The sequence below is a fragment of the Victivallis sp. Marseille-Q1083 genome (genome assembly GCF_903645315.1).
In the GTDB taxonomy this organism is placed as follows: domain Bacteria; phylum Verrucomicrobiota; class Lentisphaeria; order Victivallales; family Victivallaceae; genus UMGS1518.
The window spans coordinates 355,844-372,950 of the sequence record NZ_CAHJXL010000001.1; the positions used below are offsets into that span (position 1 = coordinate 355,844).

A 17,107-nucleotide genomic window follows, 5' to 3' on the forward strand; every position below is an offset into this window, starting at 1 on the left:
TCCTGTTCCCATCCTCTCCCGTCCCGCCACTAACAGAGATTTGCCGGAAATTTCCGTATTTTTGTTATCGGCGGCTTGCAAAGCGCCACCGGAAATATATTATAAAATCGACGAAAAAATGTAACAATTCCGGAAACTCAGCCATGACCTTCAATCAAACCGAACCGGCCCGTTCTTTCCTGGTTCGTTACTGGATTTACCAGCGGGAACGCTTTCCGTTGTTTCAAACCGGCCTGCTGATCGCGGCCTTCACCTTTTCGGCCGCCTCCTATTCCCGTATCTGCCGCGGCGCCGACGGTTTCATTCCGTGGCGTTTTTTTCTGGGCGGGACTTTTACGGCAATCGCGCTTTTTTTATTGTTCCGGCTTTTCGACGAATTCAAAGACGCCGAGGAGGACGCCAAATACCGCCCTTACCGGGCCGTGCCGCGCGGCCTGGTTTCCCTGCGGGAAATCGGTTGGGGAATCGTCATCGCCGTCCTGGCAATGCTGGCCGTCAACCTGCTGCTGATGCCGGTCATGCTGCTGGCCTTGCTGCCGGCGCTCGGCTACCAACTGCTGATGTGGCGCGAATTTTTCATTCCGAAACTGCTGCGCCGCCATCCGGTCGCCTACCTGGTCACCCATATGGCGGTCATGCCGATGATCGACTTCTACACGACCGGTTTGGACTGGCTGAATGCCGCCGGCATCCTGCCGCCCGGGTTGCCGTTGTTTCTGCTCGTCACCTTCCTCAACGGCTGCGTCATCGAAATCGGCCGGAAAATCCGGGCGCCGCAAGACGAGGAGCACGGCGTCGAAACTTATTCGGTGCTGTGGGGGCCGCGGCGCGCCGCGCTGGTCTGGCTGGCAATCCTGACCGTGACCGGAGCACTCGGCCTCGCCTGCTGCCGTTTTGCCGGTTACGCGCTGCCGGCTTTGCCGTTCCTGCTGTTTTTCTGGTCGGTCGGGGCCGGCTTCGCGATTCGTTTCATCCATTCCGGCCGGGGAGCCAAATGGCTTGAAACCGCCTCCGGATTGTGGACGATTGCCATGTATTTAACAATCGGCGGCGTGCCGATGCTGATGGAATGGAGCAGCAGCTTATGGAATTGAAACCATTTCTTTTTTTACCCGGCGCGAGCGCCACGGCCGCAACCGGACTTGGCGGCAAAGCCGAAAATCTGTGGCGACTGGCTCAATGCCGGGTCGACGTGCCTCGCTGGATTGCGCTGGACGCCGCCTGTCTGGCTCAAGTGACCGCCGGCGCCCCGGATGCCGCCGCCGCCATCCGGACCTTTGCCTTTCCTCCGGAATGGCCGACCACCCTGAACGAAGCACTCGATCAAGCCGGCATCACCGCCGCATTCCTGGCGGTGCGCTCCTCCGCGGCCGGAGAAGACGGCGACCAGCACTCCTTCGCCGGGCAATTGGATTCCTGCCTCTTCGTCCGCCGCGACCGCCTGACGGAAGCGATCCGGCAGGTCTGGCTTTCGGCTTTCGGCGAACGGGCGGCAGCCTATCGCCGGCAGAACCGTTTGACCGATCAGCCGATCCGAGTGGCGGTGATTATTCAGGAAATGGTCGAAGCCGACGTTTCCGGCGTCGCCTTCGACGTCGACCTGACCACCGGGTCCCGCCGGGGCACCACCGTCTCGGCCGTCTACGGCCTCGGCGAAGGGCTGGTGTCCGGGCTGCTGAACGCCGATACCTTCTACTGTCGCGACGGCGCGGTCAGCCGCCGGGAAATCGCCGTCAAAAATCAGGCGGTCGTCTTCGCGTCGGCGCAGACCGGCGGCACCAAACTGGCCGACGTCCCGGTTGATTTGCGTCAATTACCGGCCATCGACGACGAAACCGTTAAACGAATCGCCGCCACGGTGCGGCAGCTTTCCGCCGCATTCGGCCGGCCGCAGGATGTCGAATGGGCCTTGAAGGACGGGAGTTTGAAAATCCTGCAGACCCGGCCGATCACAACGCTGGACCGCCTCGCCGACGGCGACGGCCTCGAACTGCTGTGGGACAATTCCAACATTGTCGAGAGTTATCCCGGGGTGACGACCCCGCTGACCTTTTCTTTCATCCGCAAAGTCTACCGGGAAGTTTACCGGCAGTTCTGTCTGATGATGGGAGTCGAACCGGCACTGCTCGAAGCCAATGCCGACGCCTTCGAAATGCTCGGCCTGATTCGCGGCCGGGTCTACTATAATTTGTACAACTGGTACAAGGTGCTGATGATGCTGCCGGGCTACAGCATCAACGCCGGCTTCATGGAGCAGATGATGGGAGTCAAGGAACCACTGTCGCGCCGGCCGGTAATCGTCGAAAGCAAGCGCTGGAAATATCGGCGGCTCGCCGCCCTCGTCACCGGCAACCTCATCAATTTTCTCCGGCTGGACGCCAAAGTCAAACATTTTCAGCGCAATTTCGACGCGGCGGTCGCACCATTTGAAAACAATTCGCCGGCCGGGCGTTCGCCGCACGAATTGGCCGCTATTTTCAACGATCTGGAAAAACGGCTGCTCGACAGTTGGCAGCCGCCGCTGATCAACGACTTTTTTGCGATGATTTTTTACGGCATCCTGAAAAAACTGCTGGTCAAATGGGACATCGACCGGCGCGGCACGCTTCAGAACGACTTGCTCTCCGGCGCCGGCGATATCATTTCGACCGAGCCGGTACGCCGTTTGCAGCATCTGACCGAACTGCTGGCCGCGACTCCGGAGCTCCGCAACTGCCTGCTGGCCGCGCCCCCGGCCGAATTCCTCCGCCGGCTGCCGGACTTTCCGGCGCCGCACACCGAATTTGAAGCGTATGTGAAAAAATTCGGCAAACGCTGCATCGGGGAATTGAAATTGGAAACCGTCACCTATCAGGATGATCCCACTCAGCTGGTGGAGCTGCTGCGTTCCTACGTCAAATGCGGCAAAACCGGCCACCGTTCCGCCGGCGACCGGGAACGGCAGTTGTGCCGAGCGGCCGAAACGCTGGCCGCCGAACGGCTGCGCCGCCATCCGCTGCGCCGGCTGCTGTTCGGCTATGTGCTGAAAAATACCCGAAAGCTGGTCAGGAACCGGGAAAATCTCCGCTTCGAGCGAACCCGGCTGTTCGCCGTCGTCCGTGATATTTTCCTGGCGTTCGGCAGTCATTTTCAACGAGAAGGCATCCTCGCCGACCGGCGCGATATCTTCTACCTGACCAAGGAGGAGATTTTCGACTTTCTCCACGGCACGGCGACTTCGACCGATCTACCGGCGCTGGTGGCGCTGCGGAAACGGGAATTCGATCGATACCGGCAAAGCGCACCGGATGAGCGGTTCACCACCTCCGGTATCGTTTATCACGGCAACACCTTTCGCCAAACCAGGACAACGCCGACAACGCAGCGCGCCCAAGCCGGGACGCTGGCCGGCATCGGCTGCTGCGGCGGAGTCGTCCGCGCACCGGTGAAAATCGTCCGCAACCCGACGCTGGCGGTCGACCTTGACGGCTTCATCCTGGCGGCGGAACGGACCGATCCCGGTTGGGCGCCGCTGTTTCCGGTCTGCCGGGGCGTCCTCGTCGAACGGGGCAGCATTCTGTCGCACGCCGCCATCGTCACCCGGGAGCTCGGCATTCCCTCCATCGTCGGCGTCCCCGATTTGCTCGCCTCGCTGCAGGACGGTGAAATGATCGAAATGGACGGCGCCGCCGGAGTCATCCGCCGGCTCGGCAGCGAGGTACAGCCATGAGTCAGGAAATCCAGGAGCGTACCCGGTTCGACTTCATCCGTTATGCGAACTGCTGGGAAGACCCCGAACTGCTGCTCGGCTGTTTCGAACTGCGCGACCGCTGTGCCCTGTCGATCGCCTCGGCCGGCGACAACTCCTTCTCTCTGCTGACGCTGGCGCCGCGCAAGGTGGTGGCCTTCGATCTCAACCCGGTCCAACTGGCCCTGGTGGAACTGAAAAAATGCGCAATCGCCCGCCTGGAATACCCGGAATTCCGGCAATTCCTCGGTTTCGACGCGTCGACGCAACGGCTCGAAGTCTACCGGCAACGGCTCCGGCAGCAGCTCTCCCCGGCGGCGCAGGCCTATTTCGACCGTCATGAAAACCTGATCGCAGACGGCATCATTCACCAGGGAAAATTCGAACATTATTTCCAATTGTTCCACCGCCGCATACTGCCGCTGATTCACCGCCGGTCAACGGCACAGGCGCTTCTGGCCGCCAAACCGCTGGAGCAGCGCCGGGCATTTTATCGCGACTGCTGGAACAATCTGCGCTTCCGGCTGCTCTTCCGCCTTTTTTTCAACCGGTTTGTCATGGGCCGCTTCGGGCGCGATCCGGAATTTTTCAAATATGTCGACCAGACCTTCATCGCCGACCAGTTGAAGCAGCGGACCGCCTACGCCCTGACCGAATTGCCGACCGACGACAATCCCTATCTGCACTATATCCTCACCGGCAATTTCGGCCCGGCTCTGCCGCACTACGCCAGAGCGGAACATTTCCGGACCATCCGGCAGAACCTGGACGCGCTGGAGTTGTTCCACGGCACGCCCGGCGATGTCGCGGCCCATTACCGGGAAAAATTCCACGCCTTCAATCTGTCGGATATTTTCGAATACATGGATGCCGGCCTGACCAGGCAAGTGGCGGCCCAGCTCCTGCAGTGCGCCGCCCCCGGCGCCCGGCTCGCCTATTACAACATGATGGTGGAACGCCGCCTGGCGCTTGATTTCCCAACCCGGCTCGCGGAACGGCCGGAGCTGGCGGCGGCGTTGTTCCGCGGCAACCGGGCATTCTTCTACCACCGCTTCCTCATCGACGAAGTGAAAGGATTTCCGGCATGAATCTCCTGCGTGAACTGGCCGGCATCGGCCTTGTCGGCGTCCTCTTTCTGTCGCTTTTTCTGCTTGGCGAGCTGTTGCGAAAAATTTGGCACCTCGACGGGGAGCTGACCAGAAAATTCGTCCATTTCGGCGGCTGTGCGGTAGCGATGCTGTTTCCGCTGCTGCTGTCCAGCCAGTGGAGCGTGTTCCTGCTGGGCATCGTATTTTCACTGCTGATCTACCTCTCCGCCCGCCGGGGCAAGCTGCAGTCGATCCACGGCGTCGAACGCAAGACCCTCGGCGGCATTTACCACCCGATCGCCATTTATCTGTGTTTTCTCATCTGCTCGCTGCTGAACAAAATGGTCTTTTACGAAATCGCCATCATGGTGCTGGCGCTGTCGGACAGCATGGCGGCCCTCGTCGGCAAGAGTTACGGTCAGCGCATTTACCGGGTGGAGCGTGACAGCCGGAAGAGCCTTGAGGGGTCAATCATTTTTTTCCTGCTGACGTTCCTGGTCGTTCATCTCTCTCTGCTGCTGCTGACCGGGATGGGCCGGCTCGAATCGGTGCTGACGGCATTGCTGATCGCGATTCTGGTGACGCTGTTCGAGGCTATTTCGCTCGGCGGGGCCGACAACTTGTTCGTCCCGCTGGGGACGGTGTTCCTGCTGCTGAAAAATGTTTCGCCGGCGATCGGTGAAATCGGCTTTCAGCTTCTCGCCCTGGCGCTGACCGCCCTGCTGCTCTGGCTCATCGTCCGGCCGTTTCGTAAAATCGGCTTTTCCGGCAACATCGCGCTGATCCTGGCGGCCTACACCGGCTGGGGACTGGTCGATTTTTACTGGATGCTGCCGATCCTTTACGGCGTGCTGCTGATCTGCCGAACCGGCTGGATCGTCGACACGCCGGAAGATCCGGAAGAGGTTTACCGGGTGCAGCCGGCCTTCTATCTGGTTGTGGTGCCGGTCGGCTGGGTCCTGGCGGCCAATCTCGCCGGCAAACTCTATACGCCGGCCATGCCGCCCTGGTTTTTCCCCCCTTATGCGGCAGCGCTGGTCGGTCAGTTGGCAATCCTGCGCCTGCGCAAACGTCTGGCCCACCGGCGGGATATTTCCGCCGGAAGCCTGTGGTACGACACCGTGTTGCTATGGCTGTTTCCGGCGGCGCTGTTTCCGGTGGTGTTTCAGGAGTTTTCCGTGCGAATCATTCTGCTGCAACTGGCGGCGCTGGCAACGGCACTGGCGGCGGTATTTTTCTACCGTTACGGCGTGGCCGGCAAAAGGCTGACGCCGGCGCTTTCGCTGCGGCTGCGGATGTCCCTGGTTCTGGTCAGTTCGATCGGACTGGGCGTGTTGAGTTTGTTTGCATTCTGTCCAGAAAGGTGGTGGCAAGGTGAGTTATGAAATACAGTCGTTTCCGGTCTCCGACGCCGATGCGGCCGAACAGTTCGTTTCCTTCCGGCGGCAGCTTTACGCCGACAGTCCCCACGGCCGGCCGGCGCCGGAAGTGATTCCCCCCACGGCCCGGTTGTTCATGGTCCGGCAAGCCGGGCAAATCGTCGCCCGGGCCGCCGCGCTGGTCAACGATCAATTGCGTTACCGCCGCCAAGTGCCGGGACTGCTCGGTTTTTTCGAAGCGCGCTTCGAACGGCAGGGCGCCGGCATGTTGTTTTCGGCCATCGGCGACCATTTCCGGCAAGCCGGTTTCACGACGCTGATCGGTCCGCTGAACGGCTCCACCTGGCAGGCTTACCGGGTGACGCTGCCAAGTTCCCGGCCGCCGTTCTTTCTCGATCACGTCAATCCGCCTTATTATCAGGAATTGTTTGAATCCAACGGCTTCGCCGCCATCGGCTCCTATCTTTCCAGCCGGGTGCGGTTGACCGGGACAAGTTTCTCCCGGCTGGAACGCTTCGAACCGTATTTCCGGCAGCGCGGTTTCCGCCTCCGCACCTTCGATGCCGGCAATGCGGTCGGGGAGTTGAAGAAGATTCACGCGCTCGCGCTGGAAAGTTTTCGTCACAATTTTCTCTATACGCCGATCTCCGAGGAAAATTTTCTGGCGCAATACCGCGCCATTCTGCCGTTTGTCAAGCCGGAGTTCGTGCTGCTGGCCGAAAAACCGGACGGCCGCCTGGCCGGTTTTCTGTTCGCCCTCGACAACCGTTTCGCGCCGGAAAAGCGGGAACTGGTCATCAAAACGCTGGCCGCCGCCCCGGAGCCGGCTTGTCGGGGCATCGGCGCCTTTCTGGTCGAAACCGTCCAGCGGCAGGCCTTTCTGGCCGGCTATGAAGCGGTCTACCATGCGCTGATGCACAGCGACAACACGTCGGCCCGCATCGGCAAAGCCGCCGCAGAACTTTATCACGAATACCGCCTGTACGGCAAGGAGTTGACCGGATGCTGACCAACATCGTCGAATTGCTGTTCGAACAGGAACAAAAACAGCCGGACCGTCCGGCCCTCCTGCACCGCGACCGGCGCATCACCTTCCGCGAACTGGCCGACAACGTTCGCCGCCGGGCCGGTTACCTGCGGAAACGGCAGCTCGGCGCCGGCGACCGCATATTGATTTTCGTGCCGATGTCGATCGAGCTTTATGAAATTCTGCTGGCTGTCTTCCAAATCGGCGGCACGGCGGTGTTTCTCGATGCCTGGGCGGACCGGCGGCGAATGGAACAGGCGCTGGAAATCGCCGGCTGCCGGGGCTTTATCGGCATTCCGAAAGCCTTTTTCCTGCTGCTGCGCTCCAGCCGGCTTCGCCGGGTACCGCTCAAACTCTTCTCCTCTTTTCCCGGACCAAAGGCGGCCGATGCCGCCGCCGGAGCGGCAACGGCCGCCACCGAACCGGACGAAGCGGCGCTGATCACCTTCACCACCGGCAGCACCGGCCGGCCGAAAGCGGCGTTGCGCACCCACGCCTTTCTGCTGGAACAACACCGGGTGCTGCGGCGGGAACTGGCTCTGCCCGCCGCAGCAATCGATCTGGCCACGCTGCCGATCTTCGTCCTGAGCAACCTTGCCGCCGGTCTGACTACATTGATTCCCGATTTCGATCCGCGGCGGCCGGGTGAAATCGACGGCCGGCAAATCGCCGCCGAAGCCGCCCGGCATCAAGTGACCTCCACCGCCGGCTCCCCGGCTTTTTACGACCGGCTCGCCGCCGCGGCCGACGGCAGCGCGATTCCATCGCTGCGCCAGATTTTCCTCGGCGGCGCCGCGGTATTTCCCAATCTGGCCCAACGACTGATCCAGGCCTTCCCCGATGCCGCCATTCAAATCGTCTACGGTTCCACCGAAGCCGAACCGATCGCCGCCATCGCCGCCCGGGAAGTCGCGGCCGCCTCCGGCGAGCGCATCCTGCGTGACGGGCTGCCGGTCGGGCGGGTCTGCGACAGCATCGAACCGGCCGTCATCCCGATCACCGCCGCTCCGCTGCCGCCGTTCAGCGAAGCCGAATGGGAGCAATTCAAACTGCCGCCCGGCGAAACGGGTGAAATCTGCGTCGCCGGCAACCATGTCCTGAAACAATATCTCAACAGTCCGGAGGCGATGAAACAGAATAAAATCGCCGTCGGCCAGCGGCTGTTCCACCGCACCGGCGATGCCGGCCGACTGGATGAAAACGGCAATCTATTCCTGCTCGGCCGGGCCAAGACCATTTTTACCCTGCAGGACGGCCGCCGCTGCTATCCGATGCCGATCGAGTATCTGCTGCAGCAGCTCCCCGGCGTCACCGCCGGCACCATCCTGCCGATCGGCGGCCGCGCCGTCTTGATCGTTGAGCCGGAAACGGACGACGAAGCCAGCCGGCAGGCCATCGCCGCACAAATCGGACAACTGGCGCTGCCCGGTGAAAAACTTCATTTTCTCAAGCCGATTCCGCGCGATCCACGCCACCAGTCCAAGTTCGATTACGACCGGATCGCCGCCCTCTGTCTCCCGAATGCGGCCGCCGGGCCGGCTTCCCGATAGGCGGCGGCGGTTCGCTCCGACGACGGCGCGGCCGCCGGCTTCTTTGCTTCAAGGTTGAAGCGGAAGGCCGCGGCCGCCGTTTCAAGTGGTTTTGCGCACCACCAGCGAGACATCCAGCACTTTCGATTTGATCTTTTTGCGGTTGATCAACTGGAACAGCATCTCCGCGGCCATGATGCCGAGCTCCTCCTTCGGCTGCGCCATCGTCGTCAACGGGTAAACGAGTTGATTCGCCGCCATCTCCAGATCGTCGAAGCCGACCACCGCCAGGCTCTGCGGCACCTTGCGCCGGCAGGCCAGCGCCGCCTTGACCGCGCCCAGCGCCGCCGCATCCGACGCAGCAAAGAGCGCATTGATCTCCGGATGGGCCACCAGCAGCCGCTCGGTTTTCTCGGCAGCGTCGGCGAGATCGAATTCGCATTCGACACACCATTCGCCGCGAAACGGCAGATTCAAACTGCGCAACGCTTCCAGAAAACCGAAATAACGCTGGTTGAGTTCGTAGGAAGAGCGGTTGTGCGTCAACATGCCGATACGGTGGTAGCCGCGTTCCTTGAGATGGGCAACCGCCAGATAGCTGGCATGATAGTTGTCGACGACGATATAGCCGCTGCCGACCCCCGGCAACTGGCTGAGCACCTGCAGCACCGGGATGCCGGATTCGGCCAGCAGCTCGTAACATTGACACAACTCCGGCCGGGCGTAAAGAATGATGCCGTCGACCTGGCGCTGCAGGAAACGCTCGATGGTATTCTTTTCCACCTGAAAATCACCGTTGGAGTTGCCGAGGATGATCGAAAAATTCTCCTGGGTGGCAATTTTCTCGATGCCGGCGATCACCCGGTTGAAAAAGCTGATGTTCAAGTACGGCAGCAGCACGCCGATCAGGAAGCTCCGCCGCGTCACCAGCGAACGGGCCAGCGCGTTCGGCGTATAATTCAACTGCCGGGCCGTCTCTAGAATCTTCTGCCTGGTCTCCGGCGCCAGGCGGCCGGTGCCGTTCAGGCCGAAGGAAACCGCTTTCGGCGACAGGCCGAGCTGGCGGGCGATATCGGTGATCGTGGTGCGTTTGGTCATTTTTCCACCTCATGAACCATCCGGTTTGCTTCAACATTGAAGCATTTTGTATCGAAATTCAACAATAATCTGAACATCAAACGGTTATCCAGCGAATGACTCATTTCAGGATATCCGCCAGATAAGTCATCTTCTTCATCCGCTGCCGGTATTCCCGCGGCGATTCGCCGGTGAACTGCTTGAAGGCCGCCGAAAAACTGAACTCGTCGCTGTAACCGATCTTATCGGCCAGAAAACGCAGCGGCAAGTCACTGCGCACCAACAACAGCATCGCCTGCTTCATCCGGTTTTCGACAATCAGCCGATGCGGCGATTTACCGTAGTATTTGCGGCAATAACGCTGCAACGTGGAAACCGACATCTTCAATTCCTTCGCCAGTTTCCGCTGGTCCCAGCCTTGTTCCGGATGCGCCGCCACTTCATTCCATAAATTCTGGAACGTCTCCCAGGAGTCGTTGTCGTTTCCCTTGAAAAAAACCCGCAGATAATGGACGATCAATTCGGCATAGTGCCGCGCCGCCTGGCCGTCGCGCTTCGCCTCCAGAATGAAATTGCGCATCGAAAATTCCAACTGCGGCATGAATTCCACCACCTTCAACTCCAGTGCCGAGGAGAACGCAACCTCCCACGGCGCAGCGGGATCCAGATAAAACCAGATCATCGACCAGCGCTCGCCGGCCACCCCGAAATCGGTCGCCCCGCTGCCCGCCGCATAAAAAATCGCTTCACCCGGCTGCAAATCATACTGCCGGTTGTCCGAACGCCAGTAGCCCCGGCCGGCGATCGTAAAGGTCAGCAGATGCTGGTCGTAACCGCTCGGACTGCGCATGAAATAACCGTCGACCAAGTCGCTGACGCCGGCAAATTGAATCCCGTGTGACCTCAATAATGAGGAAACCGGCAATTCCAGCGGCAAATATTCCTCCCGGCAGCCGCTCGGAATGCAATGGCTGATCTGCTGTTGACGATTTTTCACAATATCCGTCTCTTCCGCGTTTGCCGGCCGTACAGGCGTTCCGGCGTATTGTTGCAACTGATTTCTATGTTATTTGCCAATAAATATTAATAAAATACCTGCCAGCGCTGAAACGGAGCCGGATTCCGTTCCGCTGCCGGTTTAAAATATAGAATTGCCGGATCGGAAATACAATTTTCCGGAACGAAAAATCGCGTTTTTTTCCACTTTTTTTCAATTTGACCTTTTTTCACATGTTTTTGATTGTTTTTCCAATTTACTTTTTCCGTTTTTTCCAGTATAATTATTACAGACGCAATTATGAACGAAAAGAAATGGCGAAATGTTCTCATTCCGTCGAATCGAAAAAACAAGCAGAAAGGGTGAAAAAATGAAAAAGAGCTTCACATTGATCGAATTGCTGGTCGTGATTGCCATTATCGCAATTCTTGCCAGCATGCTGCTGCCGGCCCTCGGCAAAGCCAAGGCCCAGGCGATCAAAATCAACTGCGTGTCCAATATGAAGCAAATCGGTTTGGCCGAAGCGATGTATGCCGACAATTATGACGATTATTTCACGCCCTTCTCTTTCGCTACCACTTGGGGCAACCTGATCTGGGCCGGCGGTCTGATCGGAGATGGTTTGTCAGGTAAGGTATTGATGTGTCCGGGATTTTCCGGCGCACTCGACTTATCCGGCATCACCACCGACGAAGGACACAATCCGGATAACGGCAACTGGTGGTACTACTACACCAATATGGCATATGGCATTAATTCCATTCCGACTTATCTCAAGAAACTCAAAACAGCCAATATCCAAGCGCCCAGTACTACTTTTCTCATCAGTGATGTGGTCAACAGCACCAAATCCTCTGAAGGTCATTGGATCATGAATGACAAATTCGAGGATAACTACGGTTGCCCGGACGCCCGACATGGCGGAACGGTCAACACGTTATATCTCGACGGTCATGTCGACGGCCGCAAATCGAATGCCGGCAACGCGCCGTACACCGCCTCCCGCAGCCCGTACATGGATGCGTTCCACAACGGCGACGGCGGCTACGGTTCCCTCTGGATTCCGTAATTGCCGCCCACCTTCCTGTCAGACAACCCTCGAGGGGTCCGGTTCGCCGGCCCCTCTTATCCACGAATTATTTTCTAACTTCTGAACTGTAAGGCTGAAAAGCAAAATGCGTATCACAGGTACATTCTTGGACGAGATCAGCTTCGACATTCCCCACCACAACTGGGGTTATGCCGAATGGGACCATGATTTCTCGGCGATGAAAGCGATGGGAATCAAACGGGTTTTTCTGATCCGGGCGGCCAGCGGCAACTTTCTCACTTACCCGTCAAAAGTCATTCCGGCTTTCGGCGGCATTTACCACACGCCGCCGGTCGACCTGATCGACCTGTTTCTGGAACTGGCGGAAAAGCATGACATGGAGTTCTACGCCGGGACCGTTCACGGCCATCCGGGCAACTGTGTCGACTGGACCGAAAAAATATTCCAGGATGAGGCGCATTTCAATGAGGAGATCATCGGAGAACTGCAGGAGCGCTACGGTCATCGCCGGGCCTTCGCCGGCTGGTATCTGACCCATGAAGTCTGCGCCAACCATCCGGGCGTCATCGAACTGTTCATCCGCCAGGGCCAATTCGCCAAAAAGATTTCCGGCAATAAACCGACGATGATCTCTCCCTATTTTGCCGGCTTCAAAGCCAAGGAAGCGGTCATGGATGACGACACCGTGCAATTGACGGTCGAAGAGCACGCCAGGCATTGGGACCGTATTTTCGCCGCCCTCGCCGGTTCAGTCGATTATGTCGCCTTTCAGGACGGCCATGTCGGCTATCATGAACTGGCCGACTACCTGGCGGTCACCCGCCAACTGGCAAACCGGCACGGCATCGGCTGCTGGAGCAATATCGAAAGTTTCGACCGTGATATGCCGATCCGGTTCATGCCGATCAAATGGGAAAAATTTCTCTGGAAGATGGAATCGGCGGAAGCGGCCGGCATCACCGAAGGCATCACCTTCGAGTTCTCTCATTTCATGAGTCCCAACAGCATGTACCGTTCCGCCGCCGGCCTGTTCGATCAGTACTGCCGCCATTGCGGCTTGCCGGCCCGTTCCACCGACTTTCTGCCGGGCGGGCACAGCGAGGAACCGGCAGCAGCCAGACGGCACCGGAGCAAACGGCCGGTTTTTTACCGCTGAATCATTTTCTGCTGCGATCTCAATGCCAAGAAAGAGGAAAATCATGTTTCCGAAAAAGCGTTTTGTTACAATACTGCTTACGGCAGCCCTTTGGCAAACAATCTCAATGCATGCGGAGGAACGGATAAAATTGCCGGAACCGGATTGTTTTCCGCTGATGTCATACACTTTCAACGCAGAAGCGCTGCTCGGCAACCGAACGCTGGGAAAAGAGATATTTCTGGAAATGAAAGAGTGCGGCTTCAATATTGCCGGTTTCGCGCTCTCCAGAGCGGAACTGGATGAAATTCACGCCGCCGGAATGGTCGCCTATTATTGCGCTCCGGAACTCCGCCGCATGAATTGGGCCGATCCCGATACGGAAAATTATCCGGCCATCGTCGAAAAAATGATCGCCGAGGTCGGCGACCATCCGGCGCTCTACGGTTATTTTCTGGCAGATGAACCCAATGTGAGATTATTCGCCAACCAGGTAAAAATGCTCGAACTGATCCGCCAGGCCGCCCCGGATAAACATATCTACGTCAACCTACTGCCGAACTATGCGCCGTTGGAAGCGATCGGAACCCAGTCCTACCGTGAATATCTCGACCGTTTTATCCGGGATTACCGGCCGGAACGGGTGGGTTTGGACTATTATGCGTTGATGCAATGGAAAGACCGGCACCAATTACAGGGCGACTACTGGTTGAATCTGGAAGAAGCCCGGGAAGCGAGTCTGGCTGCCGGCATTCCGTTGGCAGTGTGCACACTGGCAATTCCTCATCTCTATTACCGGCAGCCGACCGAGGATGATCTGTATTTCGAGGTATTCTCCGCTTTGCTGTACGGGGCACGAGGGTTGGATTTTTTCACTTATTTCACGTTGGACTTGGACGCCGCCTTCCGCAACGGTCCGATCAATGAATTCGGTCGGAAGACACCGACCTGGTACGCACTGCAGAATGTTCTGTCCACCGTTCACGTCATCGCCGACTTGTGCTCGAAACTACAATCCGTCCGGGTGTATCACATCCCGCTGGTCCCGGAAGAAAAAGGTACCCGGCCGGCCGACAAAAACGCTTTGATCGCTTCTTTCGACTGCGATCCGGAGTTTCGTTTCGCGGTCGGAGAATTCAGACACACCGAAACCGGCGACACTTATGTCATGATCATGAATAAAAATCTCGACTTCACCCACTTTTTCGGTACCGTCAACTGGAATCGGAAGCCGAGTAAAATCGAAATATTCAATCAGCGAACCGGTAAACTGCGGCCATACCGAACCGACGAAGGTTTTCTGCCGCCCGGTAAAGCTGTCATATTGAAGTTGACTTTTTAATTCGGGCTGGGAACCGTCCCCAAAATCCGGCATTTCAAGCGTTAAAACAATATTACCCGGTGAGTATTTCGCCTCAATCGATGTAAGGGAAATAAATTATGAGTTTGATCATCAATATCCTGTTGGCAATCGTCATGATCGGCGGTCTGATCGGCATGCTCGTCTGCCAGAAAAAACAGCGGACCAACCCGCAATTGAAATCGGTGGCGCTGTTGCTGTTTGCCGCCGTGGTGATCTGCGGCGGATTTTTCCTCCACAACACCGGCATGCTGCGCCAGTGGGGACTGGACTTCGGCTTCAATGAGCGGGTATTGAACGCCGATGCGGCAATTTACGGCTCGCAGGCGGCGATACTGGCCGACACTTTGCGCTCCAACAACCTGCTGTCGGAAAAAATTCTGATCATCTACTCGGACGGCTTTGAGGCCTCCGCGGAATTCGCCGAATTCAAAAATCAACTGCTGGCGGCCGGCGTCGCCGAAGCCAATCTGATCTGCGTACCGGCATTCGAAACTCCGGCAGGCGGCCAGCCGCCGCGCCTGACCGCCCAGATGCTGGAAAAAGCGGCGGCCGGCAACAAGGATTGCAAAGTAATCATCTCCGCCGCCGGCGCGCCGAGTTTCGACGCCGCCCAGCTCTCCTGTTTCAAACGGCGCAGCGACCGGGCCCAGCAGTGGATCTTTCTTGAACCGCTGCCGGTTTCCAATCTGCTGCAGCACGGCCTGCAGAACGGCAACGTTCTGGCCGCCTGCGGCTTCAACCGCAATCCGGCCGGAGAAATCGGCAGCCTGCCGGAAGACCAGAAAGAAATCTTCGAGCTGCGTTATATGCTGTACAGCCGCGACGGTCAAACCGGACGCTGACCGCTTCCCCCTTCCCGGCAAGCAAGCCGGAAAAGCAACCGAACACAGAATACAATCAAATTACGAATCGGGAACTTATGGACACACCGACAGCACTTTGGATAGACAGCGCGATCCTGGCGGCTTATCTGCTGGCGTCGTTTCTGATCGGCATCTTCGCCAACCGGCTTTTGAAAAAAGACGTTTCGACCGAATCGGGTTATTTTCTCGGCGGTCGGAGCATGCCCGGCTATTTGACCGGCATTTCCAACGCGGTCAACGCGATGAATTCCGACGTGATGCCGACCTACATGGGGCTGGCGCTGGCGGTCGGGCTGCCGGTCTGCTGGTTCTATTTCTCCCGGGCCGGGCTGGGCATCTTCCTGGCCGGCATGCTGTTCTACGCCCGCTGGAAACAACTCGGCGTCGCCACCGGACCGGAGTTCTTCGCCGTCCGTTTCGGTTCCGACGGCGGCCGCTTCATCCGGGTGTTCACTTCATTGTATTCGGTGCTGTTCGGCATCATCCCGTGGATGGGAGCCGGTCTGCTGGCGGCCCATCTGATTTTCGGCTCCTTCTTCGGCTATGAAAGCAAGGCGCTGTCGCTGCTGATCCTGCTGCCGCTGATGCTGCTCTACGTCTGGTTTTCCGGTTATGCCGGCGTCCTGGTCACCAACCTGTTCCAGACCGTCATCATCGTCGTCGCCTGCGTCACCGTCTGTCTCGTCATCCTGTCCCATTTCGGCGGGCCGGCCGGTCTGACCGCTTCCATTCAGCAGGCGATGCCGGCGGAAACCGGCACGGCGGTGCTGTCGATCTGGCCGCAGAACGGCAACGCCTATGTCAGCCCGCTGCTGGTGGCAGTCTGGATCATTCTGACCGGCGTCGGCGTCGGCGCCAATGTTTCGGTCGACGGCCAGCGGATCATCTCCTGCAAAAATGTCCGGGAAGCGGTCAAAGTCAGCATCTGGACCCAGCTGGAGCTGTTCATCATGCTGCTGCTGGTGACGCTGCCGGCCCTCGGGCTGCTGGCGCAGACGCCGGAGTTGTTCTCCGCGCCGGCGGCGGAACGCGAAGCGATGTACGGCGTGCTGGTCCGCGAATACCTGCCGGTCGGCGTCAAGGGGCTGACGCTGGCGGCGCTGGCGGCGGCGGTGATGTCGACGGTCAGCACCCAGTTGAATTACAGCGCCCAGACCCTGACCCACGACGTGCTCGGCTCCTATCGGCATTTTTCGCCGGTCCGCGGCGTCCTCTACGGCCGGCTGGCGATGATCGTCGTCATGCTGCTGGCGATCGTCGTCGTTTACTGCGCCGGCAGCCTGATCAGGATCGCCATCTTCATCACCGGCCTGCTCGGCTCCTCGGCGCTGATCGGCTGGGGATACTGGTGGTACTGGCGGATCAACCTCTATTCCTGGTATGCCGCGATGCTCGGCGGGCCGCTGGTCTATCTGGCCTGCTTCTTCGGCCTGCCGCGGATCCCGTGGTGGGCGGCCCAGGCCGCCCTCAGCCCCAACCACGCCGACATGATGGGCATCTGCGCCGGCGTGGTCAGCATGGCGCTGACCACCGTCGTCACGCTGATCGTCACGTTTCTGACCCCGCCGGACGATATGGACGTCCTGACCGAATTCTACCGCCGGGCCCGGCCGATGGGGTATTGGAAGCCGGTGCAGGAGGTACTGCGCCGCCGCGGCGAACTGCGCGCCGAACCGCGCGGGCTGCTGGCCGGCGGCACCGTCACCGCGTTGTGCGGCGCCGCCTGGCTCTGCCTGCTGATCATGGGGCTGTCAGAGCTGTTCGTCGGCCGCTATCTCGAAGCCGCCGGGTTCGGGACAGCTGCCGCTCTTTTCGCCGTCATCTTCAAGAAGCTGTTCGACTGGCACTTGAAACGCCTCGAAGCCTGAAAG

Annotated in this window: 13 protein-coding genes; 11 read left to right on the forward strand and 2 right to left on the reverse strand. The window is 59.0% G+C overall.

The genetic code is table 11. From position 1 onward, the window contains the following. The first annotated feature begins 143 nt into the window (after positions 1 to 143). The 6 genes from HWX74_RS01365 to HWX74_RS01390 are packed head-to-tail and all read left to right on the forward strand — an operon-like array spanning position 144 to position 8,771. Positions 144 to 1,094 carry a UbiA family prenyltransferase gene (locus tag HWX74_RS01365; RefSeq protein WP_176011817.1) on the forward strand — a complete coding sequence of 317 codons (951 nt, stop codon included), beginning with the start codon at positions 144 to 146 and terminating at the stop codon, positions 1,092 to 1,094. Then, positions 1,085 to 3,709: a PEP/pyruvate-binding domain-containing protein gene (locus HWX74_RS01370; RefSeq protein ID WP_176011818.1), complete on the forward strand. Its 2,625-nt coding sequence runs from the start codon at positions 1,085 to 1,087 to the stop codon at positions 3,707 to 3,709. Before HWX74_RS01365 ends, HWX74_RS01370 begins: the two co-directional genes overlap by 10 nt. Then, positions 3,706 to 4,815, forward strand: coding sequence for a DUF3419 family protein (locus HWX74_RS01375; RefSeq protein WP_176011819.1), 1,110 nt, complete (start codon positions 3,706 to 3,708; stop codon positions 4,813 to 4,815). The genes HWX74_RS01370 and HWX74_RS01375 overlap by 4 nt, the downstream gene beginning before the upstream one ends. Next, positions 4,812 to 6,200 carry a diacylglycerol/polyprenol kinase family protein gene (locus HWX74_RS01380; RefSeq protein ID WP_176011820.1) on the forward strand — a complete coding sequence of 463 codons (1,389 nt, stop codon included), beginning with the start codon at positions 4,812 to 4,814 and terminating at the stop codon, positions 6,198 to 6,200. The genes HWX74_RS01375 and HWX74_RS01380 overlap by 4 nt, the downstream gene beginning before the upstream one ends. Beyond that, on the forward strand, positions 6,190 to 7,203 hold the full coding sequence (locus tag HWX74_RS01385; RefSeq protein ID WP_176011821.1) for a GNAT family N-acetyltransferase: 1,014 nt from the start codon (positions 6,190 to 6,192) through the stop codon (positions 7,201 to 7,203). Before HWX74_RS01380 ends, HWX74_RS01385 begins: the two co-directional genes overlap by 11 nt. Beyond that, positions 7,197 to 8,771 (forward strand): AMP-binding protein, encoded by a 1,575-nt coding sequence (locus tag HWX74_RS01390; RefSeq protein WP_176011822.1) that lies wholly within the window; start codon positions 7,197 to 7,199, stop codon positions 8,769 to 8,771. Before HWX74_RS01385 ends, HWX74_RS01390 begins: the two co-directional genes overlap by 7 nt. A gap of 81 nt (positions 8,772 to 8,852) precedes the next feature. On the opposite strand, the gene HWX74_RS01395 is transcribed toward HWX74_RS01390, so the two are convergent. Both HWX74_RS01395 and HWX74_RS01400 read right to left on the reverse strand, forming a co-directional pair. Continuing rightward, positions 8,853 to 9,848 (reverse strand): LacI family DNA-binding transcriptional regulator, encoded by a 996-nt coding sequence (locus HWX74_RS01395; protein ID WP_176011823.1) that lies wholly within the window; start codon positions 9,846 to 9,848, stop codon positions 8,853 to 8,855. A 100-nt stretch (positions 9,849 to 9,948) separates the two neighbouring features. Beyond that, positions 9,949 to 10,824: an AraC family transcriptional regulator gene (locus HWX74_RS01400; protein ID WP_176011824.1), complete on the reverse strand. Its 876-nt coding sequence runs from the start codon at positions 10,822 to 10,824 to the stop codon at positions 9,949 to 9,951. Positions 10,825 to 11,194: 370 nt separating this feature from the next. Between HWX74_RS01400 and HWX74_RS01405 the strand changes: the two genes are divergently transcribed. The 5 genes from HWX74_RS01405 to HWX74_RS01425 all read left to right on the forward strand — a co-directional run bounded on the left by HWX74_RS01405 (position 11,195) and on the right by HWX74_RS01425 (position 17,104). Beyond that, on the forward strand, positions 11,195 to 11,893 hold the full coding sequence (locus HWX74_RS01405) for a prepilin-type N-terminal cleavage/methylation domain-containing protein (RefSeq protein ID WP_217704817.1): 699 nt from the start codon (positions 11,195 to 11,197) through the stop codon (positions 11,891 to 11,893). A 106-nt stretch (positions 11,894 to 11,999) separates the two neighbouring features. After that, positions 12,000 to 13,031, forward strand: a complete 1,032-nt coding sequence (locus tag HWX74_RS01410; protein WP_176011826.1) for a DUF4434 domain-containing protein — start codon at positions 12,000 to 12,002, stop codon at positions 13,029 to 13,031. Between the two features lie 157 nt (positions 13,032 to 13,188). Continuing rightward, positions 13,189 to 14,352 carry a hypothetical protein gene (locus HWX74_RS01415; RefSeq protein WP_176011827.1) on the forward strand — a complete coding sequence of 388 codons (1,164 nt, stop codon included), beginning with the start codon at positions 13,189 to 13,191 and terminating at the stop codon, positions 14,350 to 14,352. 98 nt (positions 14,353 to 14,450) lie between these two features. After that, positions 14,451 to 15,215 carry a hypothetical protein gene (locus HWX74_RS01420; protein ID WP_176011828.1) on the forward strand — a complete coding sequence of 255 codons (765 nt, stop codon included), beginning with the start codon at positions 14,451 to 14,453 and terminating at the stop codon, positions 15,213 to 15,215. Between the two features lie 77 nt (positions 15,216 to 15,292). Continuing rightward, a complete protein-coding gene (locus HWX74_RS01425) occupies positions 15,293 to 17,104 on the forward strand; it encodes a sodium:solute symporter (protein WP_176011829.1) in 1,812 nt (603 codons plus the stop codon). Positions 17,105 to 17,107 lie beyond the last annotated feature (3 nt).

What these genes read in the sequence shown, in the direction of transcription:
- HWX74_RS01370 (WP_176011818.1), top strand. Translation starts at nt 1,085, where the DNA reads ATGGAATTGAAACCATTTCTTTTTTTACCCGGCGCGAGCGCCACGGCC.
- HWX74_RS01365 (WP_176011817.1), top strand. Translation starts at nt 144, where the DNA reads ATGACCTTCAATCAAACCGAACCGGCCCGTTCTTTCCTGGTTCGTTAC.
- HWX74_RS01375 (WP_176011819.1), top strand. Translation starts at nt 3,706, where the DNA reads ATGAGTCAGGAAATCCAGGAGCGTACCCGGTTCGACTTCATCCGTTAT.
- HWX74_RS01380 (WP_176011820.1), top strand. Translation starts at nt 4,812, where the DNA reads ATGAATCTCCTGCGTGAACTGGCCGGCATCGGCCTTGTCGGCGTCCTC.
- HWX74_RS01405 (WP_217704817.1), top strand. Translation starts at nt 11,195, where the DNA reads ATGAAAAAGAGCTTCACATTGATCGAATTGCTGGTCGTGATTGCCATT.
- HWX74_RS01395 (WP_176011823.1), bottom strand. Translation starts at nt 9,848, where the DNA reads ATGACCAAACGCACCACGATCACCGATATCGCCCGCCAGCTCGGCCTG.
- HWX74_RS01415 (WP_176011827.1), top strand. Translation starts at nt 13,189, where the DNA reads ATGTCATACACTTTCAACGCAGAAGCGCTGCTCGGCAACCGAACGCTG.
- HWX74_RS01390 (WP_176011822.1), top strand. Translation starts at nt 7,197, where the DNA reads ATGCTGACCAACATCGTCGAATTGCTGTTCGAACAGGAACAAAAACAG.
- HWX74_RS01425 (WP_176011829.1), top strand. Translation starts at nt 15,293, where the DNA reads ATGGACACACCGACAGCACTTTGGATAGACAGCGCGATCCTGGCGGCT.
- HWX74_RS01410 (WP_176011826.1), top strand. Translation starts at nt 12,000, where the DNA reads ATGCGTATCACAGGTACATTCTTGGACGAGATCAGCTTCGACATTCCC.
- HWX74_RS01420 (WP_176011828.1), top strand. Translation starts at nt 14,451, where the DNA reads ATGAGTTTGATCATCAATATCCTGTTGGCAATCGTCATGATCGGCGGT.